Genomic DNA, 25,501 nt, shown 5'->3' with positions numbered 1-25,501 from the left:
CCACCGTCGTACTACGGGGTCATTCGCCGCTGTCGCCGTCGATGCCCAGGCCGGGCAGGAGGCCCGGGAGGAGGGGCGGGAGGGTGACGTCGGGGTCTTCGGGCGGGGTGGACTTGTCGGTGGACGGGGAGGTGCTGGTGGTGTCGTCCTGGGGCGGGTCCAGCAGGCCGCCGGTGGTGCCGCCGACGAGGCCTTCGCCGCCGCTGTCCGAGTTCGACGTGGACGGCTTGGGCTTGCCGCCGGTGTCCTCGCTGCCGCCGACGGAGCCGCCGGTGGAACTCGGGGCCGGGCGGCCGCCGGGGGCCGTGGTGCCGGGGGAACCGGAGCCCGTGGAACGCTGTTTGCCGTCGCCGCCCTGGGCGGGGGGCTGCGGAAGCAGCGACGAGTGCGGGGCGACCTCGTCGTCTATGGCGTCGAAGACCGACGAGACCTGCTGACTCACGTCCCCGAGCTGCACGGGCAGCCGGTCGCGGAGCGCGCCCCACGCCTCGCGGTGGGACCGGGAGAAGGCCGACAGGGCCTGGATCGGGCCCAGGGAGTCCGGATCTCGCTCGAAGGCCTCGTGGAGCAGCCGGTGTCCCTCGGCGGCGTCGTGGCGCATCCCGGTGAGGGCGCGCCGGATCTCGCCGAGGGACTCGTGGTCGAGGTGTCCGCTCCGGCCGCGCTCCATGAGGCGGCGGGCCTCGCCGAGCCGGGTGGACGCCTGGTCCAGATAGAGCCGGCCCCGGTCGTCGCTGTCGTCGGCCAGGGTCAGTTTCACGTCCTCGATGCCGCGCTTGAGGCCGTAGAGCGAGTCACCGGGGAGGGCGTCCGAGCTGGCGGCGGCCACACCGCCGAAGGCGCTCGCGGCCACACCGACGCTGAGCCCGCCCGCGGCGAGCCCCTTCGTCAGGCGGGACCGTGGTCGCAACTTGCCCAGCGGGCTCGCCCGGTGAGCGCCTCGCCCCTTGCCGGATCGCTGCTCGGGCACCGAAGGGTCCGACGCCTCGCGCCCCGGCAGCGTGCCGTCCCGCAGCATGGCTTCCATCGCGGCCACCAACTGGGCGCGATGGACGACCTTGACCTCGGGGTCGAGCACTGGCTTGGGCAGCTCGTCGAGACCGGTGGTGAGGGCCACCATGCGGCCCTGCTCGGTCTGTTCCGCTGCCGGGGCCCGTACCGATCCCTCGGGCTGCTCGGCCGCCGTGCCCCGGTCGGACAGCTCCTCCAGGGCCTGGGCGAAGGCGTTCGCCCGCCGGTGCGCCGATACGTTCGCGATCACTGGCGGCACCTCCTCTCGTCATGACGGTCGACTCCCCAGGGGGTCCTGAGGGTTGCACGTCCCCGACCGAGCCACACGATCGAGTGATCGGTGTCGGCCAGGCGCGACCACAGGGAGCCTGTATCCCGCACAACGAGCGGCGCGGCACTTGGGTTACGGACGGCGGATGATCGGGCGAGGAAGTCAACGGACTTCTACACAGCGTGAGTTGAGCGTCGCGGAGCGTATGTGGCCGATGCGCTCGGTCGACTCGGTCGACTCGGTCGACTCGGTCGACTCGGTGGGCCGGGGGCTCGGCCGTGGTGGTCCCGGTGGGCGGGCTTCAGCGGGCGTCGTCCGGGAGGAGGCGGGCGAGGGTGCGCACCGCGCGGTACTGGAGGGTCTTGATCGCGCCCTCGTTCTTGCCCATGACGCGGGCGGTCTCGGCGACGGAGAGGCCCTGGAGGAAGCGGAGGGTGACGCACTCCTGCTGCTGGGGGTTGAGCCGGCGTACGGCTTCCAGGAGGGCGGCGTTGGAGAGGGACTCCAGGACGGAGTCCTCGGGGGAGCGCTCGACCTCGTTGGCGTCGAGCATCTCGCCGGTGGTGACCTCCAGGCGGAAACGGCTGGACTTGAAGTGGTCGGCCACCAGGTTGCGGGCGATGGTGACCAGCCAGGCGCCGAAGTCGCGGCCCTGCCAGGTGAACGTGCCGATGCGGCGCAGGGCGCGCAGGAACGTCTCGCTGGTGAGGTCCTCGGCGGTCGCCTTGCCGCCGACGCGGTAGTAGATGTAGCGGTAGACGGTGTCGCTGTACTGGTCGTACAGCCGGCCGAAGGCGTCGGCCTCGCCGGACTGGGCGCGTTCGACGAGGTCCATCATGCGGGCGCTGTCGCTGTCCGCGGCGGGACGGCGGGTGGTCGTGGCGGTGGATCCCGAACGGCCTCGTCTGCCTACCGTCGCGCTGCCGTCGGCCAGTGCGTAGCACGGGCCGACGGGCGCGGCGGAGGTGGCGAGGGCGGGGACGGCGTACGCGGTGGGGACGAAGCCGCGCAACAGTTGGTTGACCGTCGCGCGCAGCGTAGCCAGGCCCGAGGCGTCAACCCCGACGTGTGGGTACACGGGACTCCCAGAGGCAGAGCTTCCATCACGTGCAGTGCGGAACCTTTCACCCGTCGTAGCGACGGAGGGGCACCGGTTTGCGTTTGAGGAGAATAACGCTTCGTGCAGGCACTGCTACACCCAGTTGCTCAAATCATCGATTACGTCGCTTCTGTTACCGATTGACGGCCGCTCAAGTACCGCTCGGTGATCGGATGTTGATCGATTGGGTTCGTGTTCCGTCTGGGTGTGGGGCGTGTTGTGGTCGGGTGCGGACGGCGTGACTGAGGGGTGTTCGGTGGGGGTATGACGGCCCGAATGCCGGGGTGACGGGCGCGGACGCGTTGAACGCGCGAACGCCGGAGGGCTGGGAAGACCCAGCCCCTCCGGCGTTCGAGAAACGATCAGCCGTTCAGCCGCGACGACCGTTCAGCGGCGGCGATTCAGCGGCGGCGGCGGTGCAGCGCGATCGCGGCCGCCGTGCCGCCGGCCACCGCGCCCACGCCCGCCGCCGCGGGGAGGCCGACCTTGGCGGCCTTGCGGGCGGTGCGGTAGTCGCGCAGCCGCCAGTCCATGTCGCGGGCGTGCCTGCGGAGTTTGCTGTCGGGGTTGATGGCGTACGGATGGCCCACGAGCGACAGCATCGGGATGTCGTTGTGGGAGTCGCTGTACGCGGCGCAGCGCGAGAGGTCGAGACCCTCGGCGGCGGCCAGGGCGCGGACGGCCTCGGCCTTGGCCGGGCCGTGCAGCGGCTCGCCGACCAGTTTGCCGGTGTAGACACCGTCGACGGACTCCGCGACCGTGCCCAACGCGCCGGTCAGGCCGAGGCGGCGGGCGATCACTTGGGCGATCTCCACCGGTGCGGCCGTGACGAGCCAGACCTTCTGGCCGGCGTCGAGGTGGGCCTGGGCCAGGGCACGGGTGCCCGGCCAGATGCGCTCGGCCATGTACTCGTCGTAGATCTCCTCGCCGATGATCGTCAGTTCGGCGACGCGATGGCCCTGGACGATGGAGAGCGCGGAGTTCTGCGCGTCCTGCATGTGCTCGGGGTCCTCGGAGCCCGCCAGCCTGAACCACGCCTGCTGCCAGGCGAATCGGGCGAGGTCGCGGGTCTCGAAGAACTTCCGCTTGTACAGGCCCCGGCCGAAGTGGAAGAGCGAGGCGCCCTGCATGACGGTGTTGTCCAGGTCGAAGAACGCGGCGGCCTTGTCGTCGCCGAGGACCGGGAACTCCGGTTCCCGCACGGCGTCGGGCGCGGGGGAGATGTCCTCCAACACCTGGGAGGACTTGCGCGCTGCCTCCGCAGAGGCCTCGCCTGCCAAAACGCTCCGCGCCGTGGCGGAGCGCCTACGGGGAGTGAGCCATCCGAGAGCGGCCATGTCGTGAGCATAGCCAGTCTGTTCGGTGCTTCCGGAGTGGTGAGGTTTGCGGCCTGTGAACTCTCCGCGACCGTGTCGTTAAAGAAGTGGTCCCGGCGGCGTGTCCGCGTGCGGAAGAGGGAGGAACGGGTGGGGAAAAGGGCAGGTCGTGCGCTTGGTGGTGAGGAGGAGGTGTGGACTTCCGGCGCGGAGCGACAATGGCCGGCATGAGTGCCATGTTCCGGCGGACGCCGAAGAATCCCGGTGAGCGACTCGTCACACTGATCGGCAAACCCGGGTGCCATCTGTGCGACGACGCGGAGGCGGTGATCGGGAAGGTCTGCGGTGAGCTGGGCGTTCCCTGGGAGAAGAAGGACATCACCCAGGACGAGGAACTGCACCGGCAGTACTGGGAGCAGATCCCCGTGGTGCTCGTGGACGGCGCGCAGCACACCTTCTGGCGTGTGAACGAGGACCGCCTCCGTAAAGCCCTCACCTAGAGGTGCCCGAGATGTGACCTGACCGACCAGTCCAAGTGGTCCCAAAAGTCGCTTAGGATCGACGGGCTGGTTGGTCTCGGGGGCGGGATTCGTGAGGAGAGTGTGCGGTTTTGCCCCCGTCATGCAAGGCGTCAGGTGAGGAACGACGGCACGTGTGTGTCGGTTCCGCACGCGTGCGTCGGGCGTGCGTGACCCCGGTCACGTTGGCCGGGCAAATCGGACACCATCTTTGTGCACGCGTTCACAAAGACATAGCCTGCTGTCGACGGGGCGGTCTGGGGACGCATGACCGCCCGCAGCCCCGCTCTACCCGCAGGAGCACCGTGGCAACTGGCCGAACTCACCGACCGGCGACCCGTAGCCGAGGGATTCCCGAGGCCACCGTCGCCAGGCTTCCGCTGTACCTCCGTGCCCTGACCGCGCTGTCGGAGCGCTCGGTACCCACCGTTTCATCCGAGGAACTGGCGGCCGCCGCGGGGGTCAACTCCGCGAAGCTGCGCAAGGACTTCTCGTACCTGGGCTCGTACGGGACCCGGGGTGTGGGCTACGACGTCGAGTATCTCGTCTACCAGATCTCGCGTGAGCTGGGGCTGACCCAGGACTGGCCGGTCGTGATCGTCGGTATCGGTAATCTCGGCGCCGCGCTGGCGAATTACGGCGGGTTCGCCTCCCGTGGATTCCGGGTGGCCGCGCTGATAGACGCCGATCCGGCGATGGCGGGGAAGCCGGTCGCGGGTATCCCGGTCCAGCACACGGACGAGCTGGAAAAGATCATCGACGACAACGGCGTGTCCATCGGTGTGATCGCCACCCCCGCCGGTGCCGCCCAGCAGGTGTGCGACCGGCTGGTCGCCGCCGGGATCACCTCGATCCTGAACTTCGCGCCGACCGTCCTCTCCGTGCCGGACGGGGTCGACGTCCGCAAGGTGGACCTCTCGATCGAGCTGCAGATCCTCGCCTTCCACGAGCAGCGCAAGGCCGGCGAGGAGGCAGCGGCCGCGGACGGTGCCGTACCGCTGGCTCCCAAGGAGTCCGGGAAAGGGCCCGACGGGGATGTCCCCGCCGTGATGCCGGCATGAGCCTTCTGGTCGTCGGACTGAGTCACCGCAGCGCTCCGGTGAGCGTGCTGGAGCGGGCCGCGCTGTCCCTGGACGCGCAGATCAAGTTGCTTCAGGACACGGTCGCCGCCGAGCCGGCCACGGAGGCCGCCGTCCTCGCCACCTGCAACCGCATCGAGCTGTACGCCGACGTGGACAAGTTCCACGCGGGCGTCGCCGAGTTGTCCACGCTGCTCGCTCAGCACAGCGGGGTGGGGCTCGACGAGATCACCCCGTATCTGTACGTGCACTACGAGGACCGGGCCGTCCACCATCTGTTCTCCGTGGCCTGCGGACTCGACTCCATGGTCGTCGGCGAGGGGCAGATCCTCGGACAGATCAAGGACGCGCTGGCCCGCGCGCAGGAGCTGCACACCGCAGGGCGGCTGCTGAACGACCTGTTCCAGCAGAGCCTGCGGGTCGGCAAGCGGGCCCACTCCGAGACCGGGATCGACCGGGCCGGGCAGTCGCTGGTGACCTTCGGCCTGGAGCAGTTCACCGGCGGTACGGACGTCGTGGGCTGGGCCCGGGGCAAGCGGGCCGTCGTGATCGGCGCCGGGTCGATGTCCTCGCTGGCCGCCGCGACCCTCGCACGGGCCGGCGTCGGCGAGATCGTGATCGCCAACCGGACGTACGACCGGGCCGAGCGCCTCGCTCACCTGCTCGAAGAGCAGTACGGGCAGAGCCTGACGGGGCAGGGCGGAACGGAGGCGCTGGCCCGCGCGGTCCCGATGGAATCGGTGCCGGACGAGCTGACACGTGCGGACGTCGCCATCTCCTGCACGGGCGCCACGGGCCTGGTCCTGACCGCCGAGATGGTCGCCGCGGCCGTCGCGGGCCGGGTGCCCGAGGGCGCGCTCCCCGCGGAGACCGAGTCGCGCACCGACGTACGGCCGGTCCTGCCGCCCACCTCCCTCGGCAGCGACGACGACTGCCCCCTCGACCTGCCCGCCGTGCAGGGCGGCGGCTTCTCCGTGCTCGGGGAGGCCGCGGTGGCCGGGATGGACGCGGCCACCCTGGAGCAGCACGCGGCCTGGGTCGACAACGCCACCGTGGACCGGCGCGCGAGCCGTCGTACGCCGGAGCGTGAGACCGCGCGTACGCCCGCCGCCGACGCCGAGCTGATCGCCGCGCTCGTCGCGACCGTCGCCGTCACCGGGCGGATCACCGAGCTGCGCCGGCCCGAGCCCGTCGTCGAGGTGCCCCGGCCCGCGCCCGTGCTGGCGCTGCTGGACCTGGCGATGCCCCGGGACATCGACGCCGCCGCGCACCGGCTGGCCGGGGTGCGGCTGGTCGACATCGAGTCGCTCGCCGAGGTCTCCGCCGACGCGCCGATGGCCTCCGACGTCGACCTGGTGCGGAGGATCGTTTCGGACGAGGTGGCCGCCTTCGGCGCCGCTCAGCGGGCCGCGCACATCACACCGACCGTGGTGGCGCTGCGTGCCATGGCCGCCGATGTCGTCGCCGGCGAGATCGCCCGCCTGGAGGGCCGGCTGCCGGGCCTCGACGACAAGCACCGCGGCGAGATCACCCAGACCGTGCGGCGCGTCGTCGACAAGCTGCTGCACGCCCCGACCGTACGGGTCAAGCAGCTCGCGGCCGAGCCGGGCGGCGCCGGGTACGCGGACGCGCTGCGCACCCTGTTCGACCTGGACCAGGAGACGGTCGCGGCCGTGTCCCGGGCCGAGGACAGCAGCACTTCAGAGAACGACGCCGAGAACCGAGGGCGATCATGAGTGACCAGGCACTGAGGCTGGGGACCAGGCGGAGCAAACTCGCCATGGCCCAGTCCGGGCAGGTGGCGGACACGGTCCGCCGGCTGACCGGGCGGCCCGTCGAACTCGTGGAGATCACGACGTACGGCGACGTCTCCCGGGAGCAGCTGGCGCAGATCGGCGGCACGGGCGTGTTCGTCACGGCGCTGCGCGAGGCGCTGCTGCGCGGCGAGGTCGACTTCGCCGTGCACTCCCTCAAGGACCTGCCGACCACGCACCCGGACGGCCTGGCGCTGGCCGCCGTGCCGGTGCGCGAGGACGCGCGCGACGTCCTGATCGCCCGGGACGGACTGACGTTCGAGCAGCTCCCCGCGGGCGCCCGCGTCGGCACCGGTTCGCCCCGGCGCATGTCCCAGCTGAACGCGTACGCGCGCAGCCACGGGCTCACGATCGAGACGGTGCCGATCCGCGGGAACGTCGACACGCGGATCGGATACGTACGGAAGGGCGAGCTGGACGCAGTGGTCCTGGCCGCCGCCGGACTGAACCGGATCGGACGGAGTGACGAAGTGACCGACTTCCTCTCGGTCGACACCGTTTTGCCCGCCCCCGGCCAGGGGGCACTGGCGATCGAATGTGCCGCGGACAACGCGGAATTGATCGCCGCGCTCGCCGGGCTCGACGACCCGTACACACGGGGCGCCGTGACCGCCGAGCGGTCCCTGCTCGCCGCCCTGGAGGCCGGTTGTAGCGCACCTGTGGGTGCGTTCGCCGACCTGCTGGCCGACGGGCAGATTGTCAAGGAGATGCGCCTGCGCGGCGTCGTCGGCACGATCGACGGCTCGACGCTGGTGCAGCTGTCCACCACCGGTCCCGTGCCCGAGACGCACGACCAAGCAATGGCGCTCGGCCGTGAACTCGCCGCCGAGATGCTCGCTAAGGGCGCGGCCGGTCTGATGGGGGAGCGAGCACATTGAGCCCCACCACCCTTCCCGCCGGTCCGGACCACGGTCACGTCACCTTCCTCGGTGCCGGACCCGGGGATCCGGGACTGCTGACACTTCGCGCCGTCGAGGCACTGGCGAACGCGGACGTTCTCATCGCCGAGCACGACGTGCTCGACGTGGTGCGTACGCATGCCCGTGCCGGCGTCGCCCTACTGGACACCGACTCGAGCCCGCCGCCGTCGGCACTGACCGCGGCGTCCTCACCTACTGCCTCTGCCTCTTCCGCGGCTACTTCAGCGGATACGTTTTCGGGCACAGGCACGCCTCAGCTGACGGTTGTTGACGGCGCGTCAACAACCGTTGGTGCACCCGCTGTGCGGGATGCGGCACATCTTGTCATGGAGGCCGCGCGGGGCGGCAAGCGGGTCGTGCGTGCGGTGTCCGGGGACCCCGGGCTCGACACGTACGCCACCGAGGAGATGCTGGCGTGCGCCGCCGCGGGCGTGCCGTTCGAGGTGGTCCCGGGCGTGGCGGCGGCCGTGGGTGTGCCCGCGTACGCCGGTGTGCCGCTGCGGGACGCGCAGGGCGCGGACGTCCGGTTCGTCGACGCGCGCACGGCGTCCGACCGCTGCTGGGCGGAGGTCGGGGTGTCCGACGGGACGGTCGTGGTCTCGGCGACGCTGGAGACCGTGGCCGCGGCGGCGGGCGAACTGGTCGCCGCCGGCCGCAAGCCGGACACGCCCATGACGGTGACCGTCGCGGGTACCACGACCCGGCAGCGCACCTGGACCGCGACGCTCGGCACGATCGCGCCGACGCTGAAGCAGGCCAAGGTGCTGCCCTCGCCGGAGGGCGGCCGGCCGGTGATAGCCGTGGTCGGTGAGCGTTCCGCCGCGGCCCAGCGCGACCAGCTGTCGTGGTTCGAGAGCAAGCCGCTCTTCGGGTGGCGGGTCCTCGTGCCGCGCACGAAGGAGCAGGCCGCCTCGCTCTCCGACCAACTGCGCTCGTACGGGGCCGTACCGCACGAGGTGCCGACGATCGCGGTCGAGCCGCCGCGCACGCCGCAGCAGATGGAGCGGGCCGTGAAGGGGCTCGTGACCGGCCGCTACGAGTGGATCGCGTTCACCTCGGTCAACGCCGTCAAGGCGGTGCGGGAGAAGTTCGAGGAGTACGGGCTCGACGCCCGTGCCTTCGCCGGGATCAAGGTCGCGGCGGTCGGGGAGCAGACCGCCAAGGCGCTCATCGCCTTCGGCGTGAAGCCGGACCTGGTGCCGAGCGGTGAGCAGAGCGCGGCCGGGCTGCTGGAGGACTGGCCGCCGTACGACCCGGTCTTCGACCCGATCGACCGGGTGTTCCTGCCGCGGGCCGACATCGCCACGGAGACGCTGGTCGCCGGGCTGATCGAGCTCGGGTGGGAGGTCGACGACGTCACGGCGTACCGGACCGTGCGCGCGTCGCCGCCGCCGGCGGAGACCCGTGAGGCCATCAAGGGCGGTGGATTCGACGCGGTGCTGTTCACCTCGTCCTCCACCGTGCGGAACCTGGTGGGTATCGCCGGGAAGCCGCACAACGTGACGGTGATCGCCTGTATCGGGCCCGCGACGGCCAAGACCGCGGAGGAGCACGGGCTGCGGGTGGATGTGATGGCCCCGGAGCCGTCCGTCCACAAGCTGGCCGAGGCACTGGCGGACTTCGGGCTGCGGCGACGGGCTGCCGCGGTGGAGGCGGGGGATCCCGTGACTCGGCCGAGCGAGCGGCGGCCGGGGGCGCGGCGGCGGCGGTCGACGACCTGAGGTGAAGGCGGGGAGAGGGGCGGTGGCTGCTGTTGGCTGCCGCCCCTTGTGTGGGTGGGCGCCTCTTCCGTCGCGGGGCTCCGGATTTCTCGCGCAATTCCCTTGCGTCGCATGCGCGTTCATGTGAGCCTGTAAGGCTTTGCTCATGGCCTGAACGCGAAAACGTGGGGAACAGATGACGATCGGAACGGCGGGCAACCCGGCTGGTGGCGACGACGAGCAGGTCAGGCGGCTCGCCGCGGGCTCGTCCAACTTCGGCCACCTGATCGGGCACGAGCCTTTACTGGTGACGCTGGGCTGCGCGGCGGAGTCGTACGTCCATACCGATCCGCACGCGGCCATGGTGAAGGCTCGTCTGTTCGGCGAGATCATGGCCAAGCACCTGGTCACTCTGGTCAACCTCACCGTTCCGGGCAACAGGCAGGTCGACCGCATCAATGCCCTGACCAGGGCGGGGGTGCTCGTTCCGCAGGTGGGTGCGTGGTTCGAGGGAATCCGCACGACGGGCAACCGAGCGGTCCACGAGTACTACGCCAACGTGCGTGCCGCGCTTCAGGCGGTTGAGGCCTGCTTCCGGCTCGGTGACTGGCTGCACCGCTCCCTCGACCAGACCGACACAACGCACCGCGTCTTCCTTGCCCCCGCGCCCTCGTCGGCTCCTCCCGCCCCTGAGACGGCCGCCGACGCCCAGGAGCTGGAGCAGCTCCGCACCGAACTCGATGCGTATCGCCGCAAGCTGGAGGAGGCCCGGCTCCGCTACGACGGCAAGCAGAACCGGCTGGAGCGTGAACAGGCCGCCCGTGAGCAGGCGGAGGCGGAGCTGGCCCGCGCCGAAGCCGAGCGCGCTGCTCTGCATGACGTGATCGCCGAGCTGAGCGACAAAATCACGGAGCTGACGGCTCCGGCGCTGGACTCGCGATCTGCCGCCCGACCGCTGGACGGTGCCTCGCGGCGCGACGAGTTCATCGCATACGCCCAGAAGGCGGCCCGTCCGCCGATGAGCGAGGCACAGGTCCGTGACGAACTGGACCGCATTCTTGAGAAGGCCGGCTGGGTCGTCCAGGACGACAGCGCCAAGAATCTGTTCGCGGGTCGGGGCGTTGCGGTCCGGGAGGTGTCCACCGCCGTCGGCCGTGCCGACTACCTTCTCTACGTCGACCAGCGCCTCGTCGGGGTCATAGAGGCCAAACGGGAGGGCGCCGACCTGGAGGCCGCCATGCGGCAGGCCGCCCGCTACGCCACCGGGCTGACCCGCAGCCAGCAGTTGAGCGCCTGGCGTGCCAGCCTGCCCTTCCGTTACGTGGCCGACGGCAACACCGTCCGTTTCCACAACGCACTCGACCCCGCCCCGCGTACGCGTGAAATCTTCGCCGTGCACCAGCCGGAGACGATCGCCCGCTGGATCGACGAGGCAGAGGCCGACCCGACGGCGCCGACTCTGCGGGCCCGGATGCGCCGCCTGCCGCAGACGTTCCTCGACCCGGACCCGCTGCGTCCCGCGCAGCTCAAAGCGATCGAGGGCCTTGAGCGGTCCCTCGCCAAGGACGACCCGCGTGCCCTGATTCAGATGGCGACCGGTGCCGGTAAGACGTACACGGTGGTCAGCGAGAGCTACCGGCTCCTCAAGCACGCGGGCGCCAAGCGCGTTCTGTTCCTCGTCGACCGCAACAACCTGGGCACCCAGGCCGCCACCGAGTTCGAGAACTTCGACACCCCGGACGACGGCCGCAAGTTCACCGAGCTGTACGTCGTCCAGCGCATGGCCGGAGACACCGTCCTGGGCTCCGCGCACGTGGTGGTGTCGACCGTGCAGCGGCTGTGGATGGCACTGACGGGCCAGGCGGTGCCGAGCGCGGACGACAACAACGAGGCGCTGGATCGCTACGACCTCGTCGACGAGCCGGTGGAGATCGGCTACAACGCGGCACTGCCGCCGGAGTCGTTCGACCTCATCGTCGTCGACGAGTGCCACCGCTCCATCTACGGCAAGTGGCGGGCGGTGCTGGAGTACTTCGACGCGCATCTGGTGGGGCTGACCGCCACGCCGGTCGCGCAGACCTTCGGGTTCTTCTTCCAGAACCTGGTCAGCGAGTACCCGTACGAGCAGGCCGTCGCGGACGGGGTGAACGTCGACTTCGACGTCTTCCGTATCCGTACGGAGCTGGGGGAGAACGGGGGCGTCATTCCCGCCGAGACGGTCGTTCCGATGCGTGAGCGCAAGACCCGGCGGGAGCGGTACCAGGAGCTGGAGGAGGACCTGGAGTGGAAGGCCGCCCAGCTGGGCCGCCAGGTCATCAGCAAGGGGCAGCTGAAGCTCGTCATCGAGACCTTCCGGCAGCACCTGTTCACGGACATCTTCCCGCCGGTGGGGGAGGGTGAGATCCAGCTGGCTCGTACGCATGTGCCCAAGACGCTGATCTTCGCCGTGGACGACAACCACGCCGACGAGATCGTGCAGATGGTGCGCCAGGTGTTCGGCGAGAGCGACGACTTCTGTACGAAGATCACGCACGCGGCCAAGCGGCCCGCCGAGCTGATCAAGGCGTTCCGGAACAGCCCCGAGCTGCGTGTCGCCGTGACCGTGGACATGATCGCCACGGGGACTGACATCCCGCCGCTGGAGTGCGTCTTCTTCCTGCGGGACGTCAAGAGCTGGGCGTACTTCGAGCAGATGAAGGGGAGGGGTTCGCGGACGGTCGACCCGGCCGAGTTCCAGGCGGTCACGCCGGACGCCGAGGTCAAGGAACGGTTCGTGATCGTCGACGCGGTCGGTGTCACGGACTCGCCCCGCGTGGACGCCCGCCCGCTCAACCGGCTCTCCGAACGGAAGATCCCGCTGGAGCGGTTGATGGCCAAGACGGCCGGGCTGGCGATGACGGAGGACGAGGTCGCCACGTTGGCGGGGCGCCTGGCCCGCCTTGACCGGCAGCTCACTCCCGAGGAGCGGGAGGAGGTCGAGGAACTGGCCGGCCAGCCGCTTCAGGAGATCGTCGGCGGCCTGGTCCGGTCCGTCGATCCTGACCAGCAGGAGAGGGCGCGGCGGATCGGCGGCCAGGAGCAGGTGCGGCAGGACATGCTGGAGGCGCTCAAGCCGATCGCCTCGAACCGGGAGCTGAGGGATCGGCTGATGTCGATGCGCCGCGCCCACGACATCGTCATAGACGAGGTCAGCGTCGACGAGGTGAAGGAGGCGCGCGGCATCACGGCGGACGAGCTGGCGATCCGGCGGGTGACCTCCTGGCAGCAGTACCTGAAGGACAACCAGGACGAGATCGCCGCGTTCAACATCGCGTTCAGCGAGCGACGTGACCCGAAGGAGGTCTACCGGCGACTGCGGGACCTCGCACGGAAGATCGAGCGCCCCCCGTTCCAGTGGACTCCGGCACGGCTGTACGACGCGTACGTACAGCTCGGCAAGGCGGCTCGGCATCCGCGGGGCGCGGCGGGCGTGGTCGATCTGGTGGGGTTGCTGCGCTTCGAGCTGGGCCTGGACCAGGAGGTACGGCCGTACCGTGCGCTGGTGGAGGAACGGTACGCGGCGTGGCAGGCCCGGCAGGAGCAGGCGGGGGCGGATTTCACGGCGGACCAGGTGTGGTGGCTGGACCGGATGGTGGACGTCATTGCCACGGATGCGGCGATCGAGCCCGAGCATTTGAAGGACGTACCCTTCATCGAGCGCGGGGGCGTGGACGGGTTCCTTCGGGAATTCGGGGCGGATCGGGGGGCTGAGATTTTGGATGAGCTGGGACGGGAGTTGGGTGCGTGAGCGGGGATATTCCCACAGGATGGTCCGAGGCCACCATCGGTGATCTGATTGATTCGACAGGGGTGTTCAGTGACGGAGACTGGGTGGAAAGCAAGGACCAGGATCCGGCAGGCGAAGTGCGACTCGTTCAGTTGGCCGACATCGGCGACGGGGAATTTCGCAATCGCAGTAATAGGTCTCTGACGCTGGAAAAGGCCGAACAGCTCAATTGTACGCTTCTTGCCCCAGGTGATATCCTCATCGCGCGGATGCCAGACCCTCTCGGTCGTGCTTGCATCTACCCCGGGGGGAGTCGCCGGGCGGTGACCGTCGTTGATGTATGCATTGTTAGGCCGAGCGTGAACGTAAATCGCCAATGGTTGATGCATTTCGTCAACTCTCCGCAGTTCCGGGAGCGCCTTAAGCCGTTCGAGAGTGGGTCCACTCGGAAGAGGATCTCCCGCAAGAACCTGGCGAAAATTCGTATTCCTGTCCCGCCTGCTGCGGAGCAGCGCCGTATTGTCGCGAGCCTCGAGGAGCAGTTGAGCCGTCTTGAAGGTGCCCGGCATGCGCTGCGTAGCATTGGCGACCGCGTGAAGGCGGCGCGCAGATCCATCCTGGATGAGTTCTTCGGTCTGGATGCCTCGATGGCGCGCGGATGCGTGGTTGAACGCCTGGAAGACGTGGCCAGGATTCAAAGTGGTCAAACTCCCCGAAGGGGTGCGGTCACATTCGACGAGACTGCGTCGGATACCTCTGTCCCCTTCTGGAAGGTGGGCGACATGAACGGATCCGATGGTCGATTGTTGAATCGGTCTCGCACATATGTGAAAAGTGAGGATGCGGCGCGCGGTGGCCTGAAGGTCCAACCGGCTGGAACTGTGCTGATTCCCAAGCGAGGTGGCGCGATCTTCACCAACAAGAAGCGGGTCACCGGTGTGGCTGGCGCCTTTGATCTGAACACCATGGGTATCGTCCCGGGAAGTCGACTTGAACCAGATTACCTGTGGTACTGGTTCCAGACGATTGATCTGCAGGGCCTGGCCGACGGCTCGAATGTCCCGCAGATCAACAATCCCGACCTGCGCGACCTCAAAATTCCGGTTCCCGGAAAGGCGGAACAGCGCAGAATGGTGGCACGTCTGGACGAAATCTTCGACAGCCTGGACAGGGCGGAAAAGATGACGGTCAGCGCCAAGCCCATGCTTCTGCGTGCCGCGCTGCTCCGGGACGCGTTCGCTGGGTGCCTCGTCGCCCAGGACCTCGGCGACGAGCCAGCAGACGCCTTGCTGGCCTCCATTCGCGCGGAGCGGAAGGCCGCCGCGCCGCAGAAGCGGCGATCCCCTCGCAGGCCACCGGCGCAACGAGCCGACCGCCGTACCCCGCTTCCCGCGCCGCCTGCCGTGCTGGGCTCACCACTCACCGGCGAACAGACTGCTCTTGACATGGAGATTTCATCGTGACCAAGATCGAGGCTCGTCGGCTCGTCGACAAGCTCTGGAGTTACTGCCATGTCCTGCGGGACGACGGTGTCTCCACCATCGACTACGTCGAGCAGTTGACGCTTCTTGTGTTCCTCAAGATGGCTCACGAGGCGCAGTCCCGCCCCCCGATGTTCCGCGAGCAGATCATGCCCGAGGGGTCGGTCTGGGAGAACCGGGGCTGGCCCGAACTGCTGAAGAACGATGGCGCCGCGCTCGAAGTCGCCTACGCGGAGCTGCTGGAAGACCTCGGTGCCCAGCGTTCCGGCACCACCTTCCACCTCATCTTCAACGGGGCCCGTAACCGCATCCACGACCCCGCCAAGCTCAAGCGCCTCGTCAAGGACCTGATCGACAAGGAGAACTGGTCCGGTCAGAAGACCGACATCAAGGGGGACGCCTACGAGGAGCTGCTGTCACGGGGTGCCGAGGACATCAAATCGGGTGCGGGGCAGTACTTCACGCCGCGTCCCCTGATCCAGGCCATCATCGACTGCGTTCGGCCCACGCCCGACGACACGATCACCGACCCCGCCTGCGGAACCGCCGGCTTCCTGCTCGCCGCCGCCGAGTACATCCTCCAGGAATATGGCAACCAGCTCACCCCCGAGCAGCGCAAACACCTCAGCAGCGGCGGCATCTGGGGCACCGAGTTGGTGCGGAACACCGCCCGTCTCGCCGCGATGAACCTCTTCCTCCACGGCATCGGTCAGCCCACCGGACCCGCCCTCGTCCGCACCAAGGACGCCCTCGCCGCCCCGCCCGACAAGCGCGCGAGCCTGGTGCTCGCCAACCCGCCCTTCGGCAAGAAGTCGTCCATCACCGTCTACGGCGACGATGGCTCCGCAGCCCGCGAGGCCATCGCCTACGAGCGGCGCGACTTCTGGGTCACCACGACCAACAAGCAGCTCAACTTCGTCCAGCACATCGCCTCGCTGCTGGAGATTCACGGGCGGGCCGCCGTCGTCGTTCCCGACAACGTGCTCTTCGAGGGCGGAGCCGGTGAGACCATCCGGCGGCGGCTGCTGAACGAGTACGACGTGCACACGCTGCTGCGCCTGCCCACCGGGATCTTCTACGCGGGCGGCGTCAAGGCCAACGTGCTCTTCTTCGAGCGCAAGCCTGCCCGCCCCAACCAGCCCTGGACCGAGAAGCTCTGGGTCTACGACTTCCGTACGGCCCAGCACTTCACTCTCAAGCAGAACCCGCTCACCCGGGCGCACCTTGAGGACTTCGTCCAGTGCTACCGCCCCGACGAGGACCGCTCCAAGCGCGTCGAGACGGAACGCTTCAAGGCGTACACGTACGAGGAGCTCGTCGCCCGCGACAAGGCCAACCTCGACATCACCTGGCTCCGCGACCCCAGCCTTGACGACGCCGACAACCTGCCTGCGCCCGAGGTGCTGGCAGCCGAGATCGTCGAAGACCTTCAGGCCGCGCTGGAGGAGTTCGCTGCGATCGCGGAGACGTTGCAGCAGGCGCGGGGTGGGGACAAGGGCGAGAGTACGGAGGCAGCTCCGGTCACGGACTGACAGTGTGTGCGGCCCCGTATCCGTGAAATCGGGTGCGGAGCCGCGCGTCTTGTCCGTCAGCTTCCGGAGGCGTACGGAAGGAAGGTCGTCCATGCGCGTGGTGAGAGGGTGAGGCGAGGGCCTTGGGGGTTCTTGGAGTCGCGGACGAGGATTGAGGCGGGTCTGGCTGTGACTTCGACGCACGAAGGAGTGTTGGCACCGCTGTAGCTGATTTTTATCAGCAGTTCCGCTACCGTGCCCGCCGGGTCCGGCGCCTTTGCTGACCCGCCCCACCGGTTCTCCGTGCCGCTGTCCGCCACGCGTCGTGGGGCACGCCTGGCCAGGCTTCTGTCCACAGAGCAACTGCGCACATGGGGGCTCCCGTTGGACCCGGCGCGGCTCATCGTCGCCGAACTCGCCGCCAATGCCGCCTCGCATGGCCGGGTCCCCGGTCGGAGCTTCCGCCTCACCCTCGCTGTCACGCGGTCCGGCGCACTCCGTATCGAGGTGACCGAACACCCGTGGTGACTGCCTGCCCGTCCGTGCGTCGGTCACCAGGGGAACGCCGGGCGAGAACGGCTACGGGCTGTTGCTGGTGGAGGAACTGGCGGACCGGTGGGGTGTGGCGCACGGACCGGTGCCGTCCAAGACCGTTTGGGCGGAGCTGGATCTCAACTGCTGAAGTCGTTGCGGTGCAGTTGCCCATTCCCGGGCAGCGGTGGTGAGGGCGGCACAGTGGGTAAGTGGTTGTCCGCCGACGCGGGTGCGGGCAAGAAGCCGGCCCATCGGGTGTGAAGTGGTTTCCTCACCGCCCGGTCAGCCTTCGAGCGTGGCGGAAGGCGCGTTTCCGTTCTGGGCCTGTCGGGCCCGCTTGGCGAGCACCGTGGCCAGGTCCCGGACACTGTCCTCGTTGACGCCGTTCTCGTGTTTGTCCATGGAACCCGCCAGCGTCCACAGCAGCGTCGTGCCGACCCGGGTCTGGGTCACGGCGCCGGGCTCACCGAAGTGGCCGGAAGAACCGAAACGGGCGTCACGCTCGTCACCGATCGGGCCGAGGCTGAACGACTTGGCCCGCTGTCCCGCCTTCTTGCCGTAGTAGCCGTCCCAGAGCACGTCGTACGCCTTGCGGGCAGCCTGTTCGCTGTCGTAGGCGATGATCAGAAAGGTGACGGTGGCGGCGTTTTCGGTATGCTGGAAAGTCGAGACGCCGAAGAAGCGGGAGTTCTCGCAGCCCGCGTTGCCCTTGATGGGGCAGGCCTCCGAACGGGAGAGCTTGTCCATCTCAAGGGTCGTGGGCCGAAAGGACTCCTTCCAACCCGCCATGGCCTCGCCATCCGGCAACGTCTCCCGTACCTGTTCCTTCGTGAGCGCCACCGCCTTGCCGTTCCAACTGTCGCTTTCCGCGCCACCGCCACAGCCGGCCAGCAGCAGTGCCGCCGCGATCGCCACGCACCACCGGTAGTTCCTCATGGGCATGCCACCACCCCTCGAACGGTGATCTTACGCGGACCCGAAGCCGAAACCGGAGCCCGGAAACGCTGGTCCCGGTCGTGCGTGCGTCGGGGGTGCGGGCCGTAAAGAAGTAAGAACTCCTGGGAGAGAAACCCTCCAAACCAAACCAAACCCCGTGTTCGTCACTCGGCTGGGTGAAACGGGCCAACTCGGCTGGCGCGGGGGAGGTTTGGGCGGGCAGGCTCGGGGCTGACAACCGCAGACATGCGACGGCCCCCGCCGGGACTGCAATCCCAGTGCGAGGGCCTGACCACCGAGGAGAAGTGAAGGCCTTCCCTCATGGCTGAGACCAAGCCTAATGGCGCCGTGCGCCCGCAGTCCCGTAACCGGCAAAGTGCCACCCGTTCCGGTGTCACCCACGTCAAGGAGTTCCAGCCCGACTGGTACACGATCATCGGTAACCACCTCGCCCAGCATCGTGAGCTGTCGTTGACCGCCATCGGGCTCGGCACGCACATTCTCTCGCTGCCCGAGGGTGCTTCCGCCGACATTCGCAGTCTGGCCGAGCGGTTCACGGAAGGCAGGGACCGGATCGCCTTCGCCCTGCGGGAGTTGGAGGCGCACGGTTACATCGAGCGGGTACGGGAGCGGGTCGACGGGGGGCGCGTGGTCACCCGTACGTACGCGTACAACGCTCCGGCGCTCACGCGGGCCGTCGAGGACGTGGTGGTCGAGGAGGAGCCTGTCGAAGGCGATTCCGGTGCCGTGGCTCCCGTCGTACCGCCTGCGGCGGAGGCCGCCGCAGGCGCCGAGTCGTCGGAACGCGGTGAGCACCACGACAAGGCTGTCGCGCTGCTCGTCGGGCTGCGTCGGACCGATGATCGGTTCACGCTCTCGCAGAAGGATGTGCGCCGTCTCGCTCCGACCGTCGCCGCCTGGTTCGACAACGGGGCCAGCGCGGCGGCGGTGTACCACGCCATGACGGCCGATCTTCCCGTCCCCCTCAGGAATCCGGCACGGTTCCTTGCCTACCGGCTGAGTGAACTGCTGCCACCGCCGTTGCGGACCTGGTGCCGGGATTGCCTCGCCGAACGCGAGCGCCGTACCCAGTGGGCTGTGGGGCGGCAGGACCTGAATTCGCCTGTACCGCCTGCACTGCCCGAGCCGTCCGAGACCGCTGAACCGCCTGTGTCTGCCGAGCCGCCCGTGACTGCTGAGCCGCCCGTGTCTGCTGAGTCGGATGCGGGGCCGACCGATCCACCCGGCTTCCCGAGGAGTGCCGCATGACCGACCACACGATCCACGCCGCCTATGTGCAGGTGTACAACACCCTGCGTGAGGCGTCGGCCACCCTGGAGTACCTGAAGCAGGAAGGGGTGGAGGAAGGTGTGGAACCGCATGCCGGGGCCGCCATGTGGGGCGTCCGGTTCGCTGCCGCCGTCCTCTACCCGCTGCTGCCCTGCCAGCCCGGGCCGCCCGTCGACTACGACCCGCAGAAGTTGCTGGACTTGGCCGCGCACTGGCGGGACGCCGCGTTCGATCTGGGTGAGTTCGCGCTGCCGGAGCCCGTGCTGAGGGTCGTACGGGAAGACGGGGGCTCCCGCGATGCAGGGCGTGGGGTCCAGGGGGCGTAGGGCGGGGCGCGGCTGCCGACGGGGTGTTGGCAAAGGGGCCCGCGGCGCGGGCGTAGCGTAGGTGTATGTCGAAGTACGGATCGTTTCCCGGTACGCGGCCCCGCCGGCTTCGTACGACGCCTGTGATGCGGCGGATGGTGGCCGAGACACGGTTGCATCCGGCGGACTTCATTCTGCCCGCGTTCGTGCGGGAGGGTGTCAGCGAGCCCGTGCCGATCACGGCGATGCCGGGGGTCGTGCAGCACACGCGGGACAGTCTGAAGAAGGCCGCCGTGGAGGCCGTCGAGGCCGGGGTCTCCGGGATCATGCTCTTCGGGGTGCCGGAGGACGGGAAGAAGGACGCGCTCGGGACTCCCGGCACCGATCCCGACGGGATTCTGCAGGTCGCCCTGCGGGACGTACGGGCCGAGGTCGGGGACGAGTTGCTCGTCATGTCCGATCTGTGCCTCGACGAGACCACCGACCACGGGCACTGCGGAGTCCTCGACGACCAGGGCCGCGTCGACAACGACGCGACCCTGGAACGCTATGCCGAGATGGCCCAGGTGCAGGCCGACGCCGGCGCGCACGTCGTCGGGCCCAGCGGGATGATGGACGGCCAGATCGGGGTCGTCAGGGACGCCCTCGACCAGATCGGGCGGGAGGACGTCGCGATCCTCGCCTACACCGCCAAGTACGCGTCCGCCTTCTACGGGCCCTTCCGGGAGGCCGTCGGCTCCTCGCTGCGGGGGGACCGCAAGACCTACCAGCAGGACCCCGCCAACGCCCGGGAGTCGCTGCGCGAACTCGCTCTCGATCTGGAGGAGGGCGCCGACCTGGTGATGGTCAAGCCGGCCGGCCCCTACCTCGACATCCTCGCCCGGGTCGCGGACACCGTGGACGTGCCGGTGGTCGCGTACCAGATCTCCGGGGAGTACTCGATGGTCGAGGCCGCCGCCGAGAAGGGCTGGATCGACCGTGACCGGGCCGTCCTGGAGACGCTCACGGGGATCAAGCGGGCGGGTGCGCAGAACATCCTGACCTACTGGGCCGTCGAGGCGGCTCGCATGCTGCGCTGAGTCCGGTACGGGAGGGCGTTTCCGGTCAGTACTGGAGGGCGTCCTCCATGGTCGACTGCCAGTAGGTGACGGCCACCGAGTTGTCGACGTAGACGCCCTTGGCCGGGAGGGCGGGCGACGCGGGGGAGCCGGCGTCGCTGCCGGCCTCGGTGCCCTGGAAGTAGACGACGACCTTCTTCTCCGTCGTGCCCTCGCCGCCGCTGCCGTCGGCGGCGGAGAGAAGGACACCCGCGTAGCCCGACTCGCCGGGGGCCAGGGTCACCACGGCCTGCGGCTGCGACTCCTCGATCACGCGCGGCGCCGACTGGGCCTCGCCGAACCGGACCGTGGGGTTGTAGTAGAGGTCGCAGTACTTCGAACCGGTGTTCTTGACGGTGATCAGCATGTGGTTGAGCGGGCGGGCCACCGGCTGCGCGGTGACGGTGGTGTTGGAGCCGTTGCACGTGACGCGGTTCTCGGGGTCGGAGGAGCCGTCCGTGGTCCCGCCCTTCGAGGAGGCCTTGTCGGCCGTGGTGCCGCCGGTGGTGGAGCCGCCGCCCGTGCTCGTGGAGCCCCCGGCGCCCGAGCCGCCGTTCGTGCCGGTGCCGCCGGTGCCGCCGGTGCCGCCGGTGTCGCCGGTGGTCGAGCCCGAGGAGCCCGCGCTCTGCGAGGTCGAGGTCGAACCGCCCGCAGCACCCTCGTCCCTCGCGCCCATGCCGTTGTCGCACGCCGTGAGGGCGAGGGCGGCGAGCGCCGCTCCCGTCACGGCGAGCAGACGGGCGGGGCGGGCGGTGCGGGCGGTGCGGGCGGAGCGAGCGGTGCGGAGCGTGCGCATGAGAGGTCCCTTTCGGACGAAGCGAGTGCAGAAGGCTGAGAACAAGTGCTCGAAGCCGTGCCGCTCGACCGGTGTGCCGGGAGCGGCGTGCTTGGATGACCAAAGCTTGTGGGGTGATCCGTCCCGGCCGCCACAGTCGACGGACGATCAGGGACGCTGGAACGCTCACGAGGGCTTTGACCTGCGGGAACGTCCCTTCCCTGGAACGCGGAACGGGACGCGCGGGACGTGAGGGACGGAGGAAGACGTGTCGGGGAGCGGTACCGCGAACGGCCTGGGGGCCGATTTCGCCGAGCTGCTGCGGGAGTTGAAGGAGCGCTCCGGGCTGAGTTACGGGGTGCTCGCCAAGCGGCTCCACATGAGTACGTCGACGCTGCACCGGTACTGCAACGGGGACGCCGTACCGACGGACTACGCCCCCGTCGAGCGGCTGGCCCGCCTCTGCAAGGCCTCGCCGGAGGAGTTGGTCGAGCTCCACCGGGCGTGGGTGCTCGCGGACGCGATGCGCCGGCGCAAGGGGGGTGACTCCGGCGGGGTGGCGGAGGGCGGGCGGAGTTCGGCGGGGGCGGAGCTGGGCTCGGCTGCCGTCGAGCCCGAGGTTCCGGAGACTGAGGTCACGGGCACAAAGGTCACTGGCACCGAGGCCGCGGAGCCCGACGTTTCGGAGACCGTGATCGGTGATGTGGTGTCCGGTGGGGGAGCGCGGCGGGGGCCGGCTCGGCGGCGTACGCGGGTCGCTCTGGTCGCCGGGGTGGCCGTGGCCGCCGTGCTCGGGGCGGTGACGCTCGCCATGAGTCTGCCGTCCGGTGGGAAGGAGGGCGGGGCCGGGCGTACGGCCGGTGCCGCGTCCGTCAGCAGCAGCGGCGGCGGCCGTGAGGAGGAGGACGGCAAGGGCTCCGCCTCACCGACCGGCGCCTCGCCCTCCGTGTCCGCGAGCGAGCCGGGCGGCAAGAAGGGGAAGGGCGACGGCAAGGGGGCGGCAGCCTCGGCCGCCGAGACCCCGACCAGCCCCGGTGGTGCGGGCGCGGGAGGGGCGGACGCCTCCCTTCCGGCGCCGCTGAACGTGAAGGTGGAGCCGTACACCTGGGAGGAACCCTGCGCCCAGCGGTATCTGGCCGACCGGCCGCCGGCGGAGGTCGGGCCGCCGCCGCTGGAGCAGGACGCGCCGGCCTGGGTGTCGGCGGAGGGCGCGGTGGCGTCGGGGCAGCAGTTTGTGACGCTCACCGTGCAGGGCACCGGCGAGGAGACCGTCGTCGTACGGGGGCTCAAGGTCCGGATGACCGACAAGCGGTCGCCCCTGGCCTGGAACGACTACGCCATGGGCTACCCCGGCGTCGGCTGCGGGGCCGGTGTCCCGACCCGCTCCTTCACGGTCGCCCTCGACGCCGCGCGGCCGGCCGTGCAGCCCAAGGCGGGCAGCAGGAACTTCCCCTACTCCGTCAGCCAGTCCGACCCGGAGGTGTTCTACGTCAGCGCCGACGCCTCCGCGTACTACGTCAGCTGGTACCTGGAGCTGGAGTGGACCGCCGGTTCCCGCAGCGGCACGCTGACGCTGAACGACGACGACGGCCGGCCGTTCCGGACGAGCGGCAACAACGGGCGCCCGGCGTACGAGTATCCGCTGGGCGGGCCGAAGTGGGTCCCGGAGGGGACGACTCTGGGGGAGAGCGAGGACGAGACCGCAATGTGATTGACGAGTTCTCGTCAATCGGCATAGGTTCTGCGCCTGCCCCGATTTCCGGGGCGGACTTATGCCAATTTTCGATGGAAGCCATGAACTGGTTCATCGAAGTGCTCAAGAAGTACGCGGTCTTCAGCGGGCGGGCGCGTCGCCAGGAGTACTGGATGTTCACGCTGATCAGCTCGCTCATCTATCTCGCTCTGTACCTCCTCGGTCTCGCCCTGGACACGCAGGTGCCCCAGCTCCTCCTCAGCCTCGCCCCGGCCACCGAGGGGCAGCGGGACGCCAACCAGTACGGTCCCGACCCGAAGGTGTATCCGGCACAACCCTGAGGCGGCAACTCCCCTGGGGCGTTAGGTTGTTGGTCATTCAATGAACCATTCAATGACCCCACTCCCCAGGGAGAGCTTCATGGCCGGTGACGCGCTCAGCCAGGACCCCGCCGAGCTGCGGAAGAGGATCGACACCACCAAGGCGCACCCGGCACGGGTCTACGACGTCTTCCTCGGCGGCAAGGACAACTACCCCGTGGACCGCGAGGCGGCCGCCGCGGCGCTGGCCGCCAATCCGCGTGGCTACCTGGACGTCCGGCACAACCGTGACTTCATGCGCCGCGCGGTGACCACGCTCGCCAAGGACGAGGGCATCCGGCAGTTCCTCGACATCGGCACCGGCCTGCCGACCGCCGAGAACGTGCACCAGATCGCGCAGGCGCTCGTCCCCGACTCGCGGGTCGTGTATGTCGACAACGACCCGGTGGTGCTCGCCCACGCCCGCGCGTTGCTCACGAGTGGGCCCGAGGGTGCCACGGACTACATCGACGCCGACCTGACGTCACCGGCGGGGATCCTCGAAGCGGCCGCGAAGACGCTCGACTTCGACCGGCCGATCGCGCTGTGCCTGGTGGCGATCCTGCACTTCGTGGAGGACGACGAGGCGTACCCCGTGGTGCGGGAACTGGTGCGGGCGCTGCCCGCCGGCAGTCGGCTGGTCCTCAGCCATCTGACCGAGGACCTCAACCCCGCGAACATCCGCGCGGTCCAGGAGACCTACACCAAGCGGGGGTTCACCTTCGTGCTGCGGTCCAAGGACGAGGTGGCCCGGTTCTTCGAGGAGAGCGGGCTCGTGGTGGACGAGCCCGGGGTGGTGCCGGCGCACCACTGGCGGTTCTCGGACGGTGCGCCGGTGCCTCCGGCGGCGGAGCCGCACGTGCTGGCCGGGATGGACGACATCGAGCGGGTTCGGTATCGGGACATCAACGATGTGACCGACGCGGACATCAACGTGTACGCGGCGGTGGGGCGCAAGGGCTGAGGAAGGGCCCGGCCCTGCCCTGCCCCCCTTCAACCCCCGCGCCACCCAGGCGCCGTCATCCGGTTCCGAACCACGTCTCCGCCAGGGAGTCCAGGGTCTGGCTGGGCGGGGCCGGCAGGCTGCGCAGGTACCAGTTCAGGTCGCTGTAGACGTGCAGGAGGGTGTAGGCCATCAGCTCGCGGGGGTCGAACGGGGGGTGGCCGTAAGCCTCGTAGAAGAGCTTGAGGAGGGCCGGGTCGGCTCGGGTGAGGAAGAGGGCGACGCTGACGAAGTCGTAGGCGGGGTCGCCGACCATGGCCGGCTCGAAGTCGAAGAGGCCGGTCAGGCGCCAGCCGTCGTGCGGGTCGACGGTCAGGTGGTCGCGCATGAACTCGGTGTGCAGCAGGACCGGGCGGCGCTGGGCGGGCAGGGGGACCGAGCGGAGGAAGTCCGGGATCTGTTCGAGCCAGGGTTCCGTGAGACCGCCGCTCACCTGCTGCTCGACCGCCGCCGCGCGCTGGGCGGCGACGAACCTGCCCCAGTCCGTCGGCCCGGTGACCGGGACGACCGGAGTGGCGTCCAGAGCGTGCAGGGCGGCGAGGCCCTCGGCGGCCTCGGCGATGACCCGTTCCTGGTCGGGCCGTGGGATCCGGGGCCAGGCCTCGATGAGGTCCTCGCCGGGCAGGCGGGACATCAGCACATAGCGCCAGCCGTTCTTGTACTGGTCCGCCGAGTGCAATCTCGGTGTGGGGATGGGGAGTTTGCCCCACAGGATCGACAGCAGGCGGGCTTCGCGGACGGCTTCCGCGGCTTCGAAACCCGGATACAGCTTGAGGACGAGGGCGTCGCCGACGGCGTACACCGGCAGCGAGCCCTCGGCGAAACGCACGATCCGCGCGCCTGCGAGACCGAGCGAGCCGCAGAGATCCTGGGCGGCCGGTCGCAGCAGCGCCTCGTCACCGACGACTTCTTGCAACTCGTCGTTCGTGTCCACGCTGGGCAGCATGCGCGCAGCCTAGGGGGTGGCGAGGGCCGTCCGCATCGCGGAAATGGTGGGTGTAAGGGGCATGCACCTGTCTAGGG

General features: G+C 69.5%; 21 protein-coding genes and 1 pseudogene. 15 read left to right on the top strand and 7 right to left on the bottom strand.

Annotation, left to right across the window (positions count from 1 at the left end; all coding sequences use genetic code 11):
* Positions 1-19: 19 nt before the first annotated feature.
* From PUR53_RS05315 to PUR53_RS05305, 3 genes are all read right to left on the bottom strand, one after another.
* Positions 20-1,261, bottom strand: a complete 1,242-nt coding sequence (locus PUR53_RS05315; protein WP_329895155.1) for a DUF5667 domain-containing protein — start codon at positions 1,259-1,261, stop codon at positions 20-22.
* Between the two features lie 322 nt (positions 1,262-1,583).
* A complete protein-coding gene (locus tag PUR53_RS05310; protein WP_013001616.1) occupies positions 1,584-2,360 on the bottom strand; it encodes an ECF subfamily RNA polymerase sigma factor, BldN family in 777 nt (258 codons plus the stop codon).
* 422 nt (positions 2,361-2,782) lie between these two features.
* Positions 2,783-3,718: an HAD family hydrolase gene (locus PUR53_RS05305; RefSeq protein ID WP_329895156.1), complete on the bottom strand. Its 936-nt coding sequence runs from the start codon at positions 3,716-3,718 to the stop codon at positions 2,783-2,785.
* A gap of 197 nt (positions 3,719-3,915) precedes the next feature.
* Between PUR53_RS05305 and PUR53_RS05300 the strand changes: the two genes are divergently transcribed.
* From PUR53_RS05300 to PUR53_RS05265, 8 genes are all read left to right on the top strand, one after another.
* Positions 3,916-4,197, top strand: coding sequence for a glutaredoxin family protein (locus PUR53_RS05300; protein ID WP_329895157.1), 282 nt, complete (start codon positions 3,916-3,918; stop codon positions 4,195-4,197).
* A 323-nt stretch (positions 4,198-4,520) separates the two neighbouring features.
* Complete coding sequence (locus PUR53_RS05295; protein ID WP_329895158.1) at positions 4,521-5,276, top strand: redox-sensing transcriptional repressor Rex; 756 nt, start codon at positions 4,521-4,523, stop codon at positions 5,274-5,276.
* Entirely contained in the window at positions 5,273-7,030 is a 1,758-nt protein-coding gene (locus tag PUR53_RS05290; RefSeq protein ID WP_329907518.1) for a glutamyl-tRNA reductase, read from the top strand. The genes PUR53_RS05295 and PUR53_RS05290 overlap by 4 nt, the downstream gene beginning before the upstream one ends.
* Positions 7,027-7,986 carry a hydroxymethylbilane synthase gene (gene hemC, locus PUR53_RS05285; protein ID WP_329895160.1) on the top strand — a complete coding sequence of 320 codons (960 nt, stop codon included), beginning with the start codon at positions 7,027-7,029 and terminating at the stop codon, positions 7,984-7,986. The genes PUR53_RS05290 and hemC overlap by 4 nt, the downstream gene beginning before the upstream one ends.
* Positions 7,983-9,749, top strand: a complete 1,767-nt coding sequence (locus tag PUR53_RS05280) for a uroporphyrinogen-III synthase (RefSeq protein WP_329895161.1) — start codon at positions 7,983-7,985, stop codon at positions 9,747-9,749. Before hemC ends, PUR53_RS05280 begins: the two co-directional genes overlap by 4 nt.
* Before the next feature lie 175 nt (positions 9,750-9,924).
* A complete protein-coding gene (locus tag PUR53_RS05275; RefSeq protein WP_329907516.1) occupies positions 9,925-13,515 on the top strand; it encodes a DEAD/DEAH box helicase family protein in 3,591 nt (1,196 codons plus the stop codon).
* A complete protein-coding gene (locus PUR53_RS05270; RefSeq protein WP_329907514.1) occupies positions 13,512-14,957 on the top strand; it encodes a restriction endonuclease subunit S in 1,446 nt (481 codons plus the stop codon). Before PUR53_RS05275 ends, PUR53_RS05270 begins: the two co-directional genes overlap by 4 nt.
* On the top strand, positions 14,954-16,507 hold the full coding sequence (locus PUR53_RS05265) for an HsdM family class I SAM-dependent methyltransferase (RefSeq protein WP_329907513.1): 1,554 nt from the start codon (positions 14,954-14,956) through the stop codon (positions 16,505-16,507). Before PUR53_RS05270 ends, PUR53_RS05265 begins: the two co-directional genes overlap by 4 nt.
* A 56-nt stretch (positions 16,508-16,563) precedes the next feature.
* Here the strand turns inward: PUR53_RS05265 and PUR53_RS05260 are convergent, their stop codons facing one another.
* Entirely contained in the window at positions 16,564-16,890 is a 327-nt protein-coding gene (locus PUR53_RS05260; RefSeq protein WP_329907512.1) for a DUF397 domain-containing protein, read from the bottom strand.
* Between PUR53_RS05260 and PUR53_RS05255 the strand changes: the two are divergent.
* Positions 16,790-17,168 (top strand): annotated as a pseudogene (locus PUR53_RS05255) (ATP-binding protein). The gene PUR53_RS05260 and the pseudogene PUR53_RS05255 overlap by 101 nt on opposite strands.
* A 134-nt stretch (positions 17,169-17,302) precedes the next feature.
* Here the strand turns inward: PUR53_RS05255 and PUR53_RS05250 are convergent.
* Complete coding sequence (locus PUR53_RS05250; RefSeq protein WP_329907511.1) at positions 17,303-17,935, bottom strand: hypothetical protein; 633 nt, start codon at positions 17,933-17,935, stop codon at positions 17,303-17,305.
* A 342-nt stretch (positions 17,936-18,277) separates the two neighbouring features.
* On the opposite strand from PUR53_RS05250, the gene PUR53_RS05245 reads away from it, so the two are divergent.
* From PUR53_RS05245 to hemB, 3 genes are all read left to right on the top strand, one after another.
* Entirely contained in the window at positions 18,278-19,225 is a 948-nt protein-coding gene (locus tag PUR53_RS05245; RefSeq protein WP_329907510.1) for a helix-turn-helix domain-containing protein, read from the top strand.
* Complete coding sequence (locus PUR53_RS05240) at positions 19,222-19,572, top strand: hypothetical protein (protein ID WP_275456720.1); 351 nt, start codon at positions 19,222-19,224, stop codon at positions 19,570-19,572. Before PUR53_RS05245 ends, PUR53_RS05240 begins: the two co-directional genes overlap by 4 nt.
* Before the next feature lie 65 nt (positions 19,573-19,637).
* Positions 19,638-20,630: a porphobilinogen synthase gene (gene hemB / locus PUR53_RS05235; RefSeq protein ID WP_329907509.1), complete on the top strand. Its 993-nt coding sequence runs from the start codon at positions 19,638-19,640 to the stop codon at positions 20,628-20,630.
* Positions 20,631-20,655: 25 nt separating this feature from the next.
* On the opposite strand, the gene PUR53_RS05230 is transcribed toward hemB, so the two are convergent.
* Positions 20,656-21,444 carry a DUF4232 domain-containing protein gene (locus tag PUR53_RS05230; RefSeq protein WP_329907507.1) on the bottom strand — a complete coding sequence of 263 codons (789 nt, stop codon included), beginning with the start codon at positions 21,442-21,444 and terminating at the stop codon, positions 20,656-20,658.
* Between the two features lie 247 nt (positions 21,445-21,691).
* Between PUR53_RS05230 and PUR53_RS05225 the strand changes: the two genes are divergently transcribed.
* The 3 genes from PUR53_RS05225 (at position 21,692) to PUR53_RS05215 (ending at position 24,439) form a co-directional block, all read left to right on the top strand.
* Positions 21,692-23,134, top strand: a complete 1,443-nt coding sequence (locus tag PUR53_RS05225; protein WP_329907506.1) for a helix-turn-helix domain-containing protein — start codon at positions 21,692-21,694, stop codon at positions 23,132-23,134.
* Between the two features lie 83 nt (positions 23,135-23,217).
* Positions 23,218-23,457, top strand: coding sequence for a DUF805 domain-containing protein (locus PUR53_RS05220; RefSeq protein WP_329907504.1), 240 nt, complete (start codon positions 23,218-23,220; stop codon positions 23,455-23,457).
* 79 nt (positions 23,458-23,536) lie between these two features.
* Positions 23,537-24,439: an SAM-dependent methyltransferase gene (locus PUR53_RS05215; protein ID WP_329895223.1), complete on the top strand. Its 903-nt coding sequence runs from the start codon at positions 23,537-23,539 to the stop codon at positions 24,437-24,439.
* Between the two features lie 55 nt (positions 24,440-24,494).
* Here the strand turns inward: PUR53_RS05215 and PUR53_RS05210 are convergent, their stop codons facing one another.
* Positions 24,495-25,424 (bottom strand): phosphotransferase family protein, encoded by a 930-nt coding sequence (locus PUR53_RS05210; protein WP_329895166.1) that lies wholly within the window; start codon positions 25,422-25,424, stop codon positions 24,495-24,497.
* Positions 25,425-25,501 lie beyond the last annotated feature (77 nt).

Source organism: Streptomyces sp. SP18BB07, assembly GCF_036322545.1.
GTDB lineage: Bacteria > Actinomycetota > Actinomycetes > Streptomycetales > Streptomycetaceae > Streptomyces > Streptomyces deccanensis.
The sequence above is the reverse complement of the archived record's forward strand: the minus strand, read 5'-3'. Positions and strand labels throughout refer to the sequence as shown.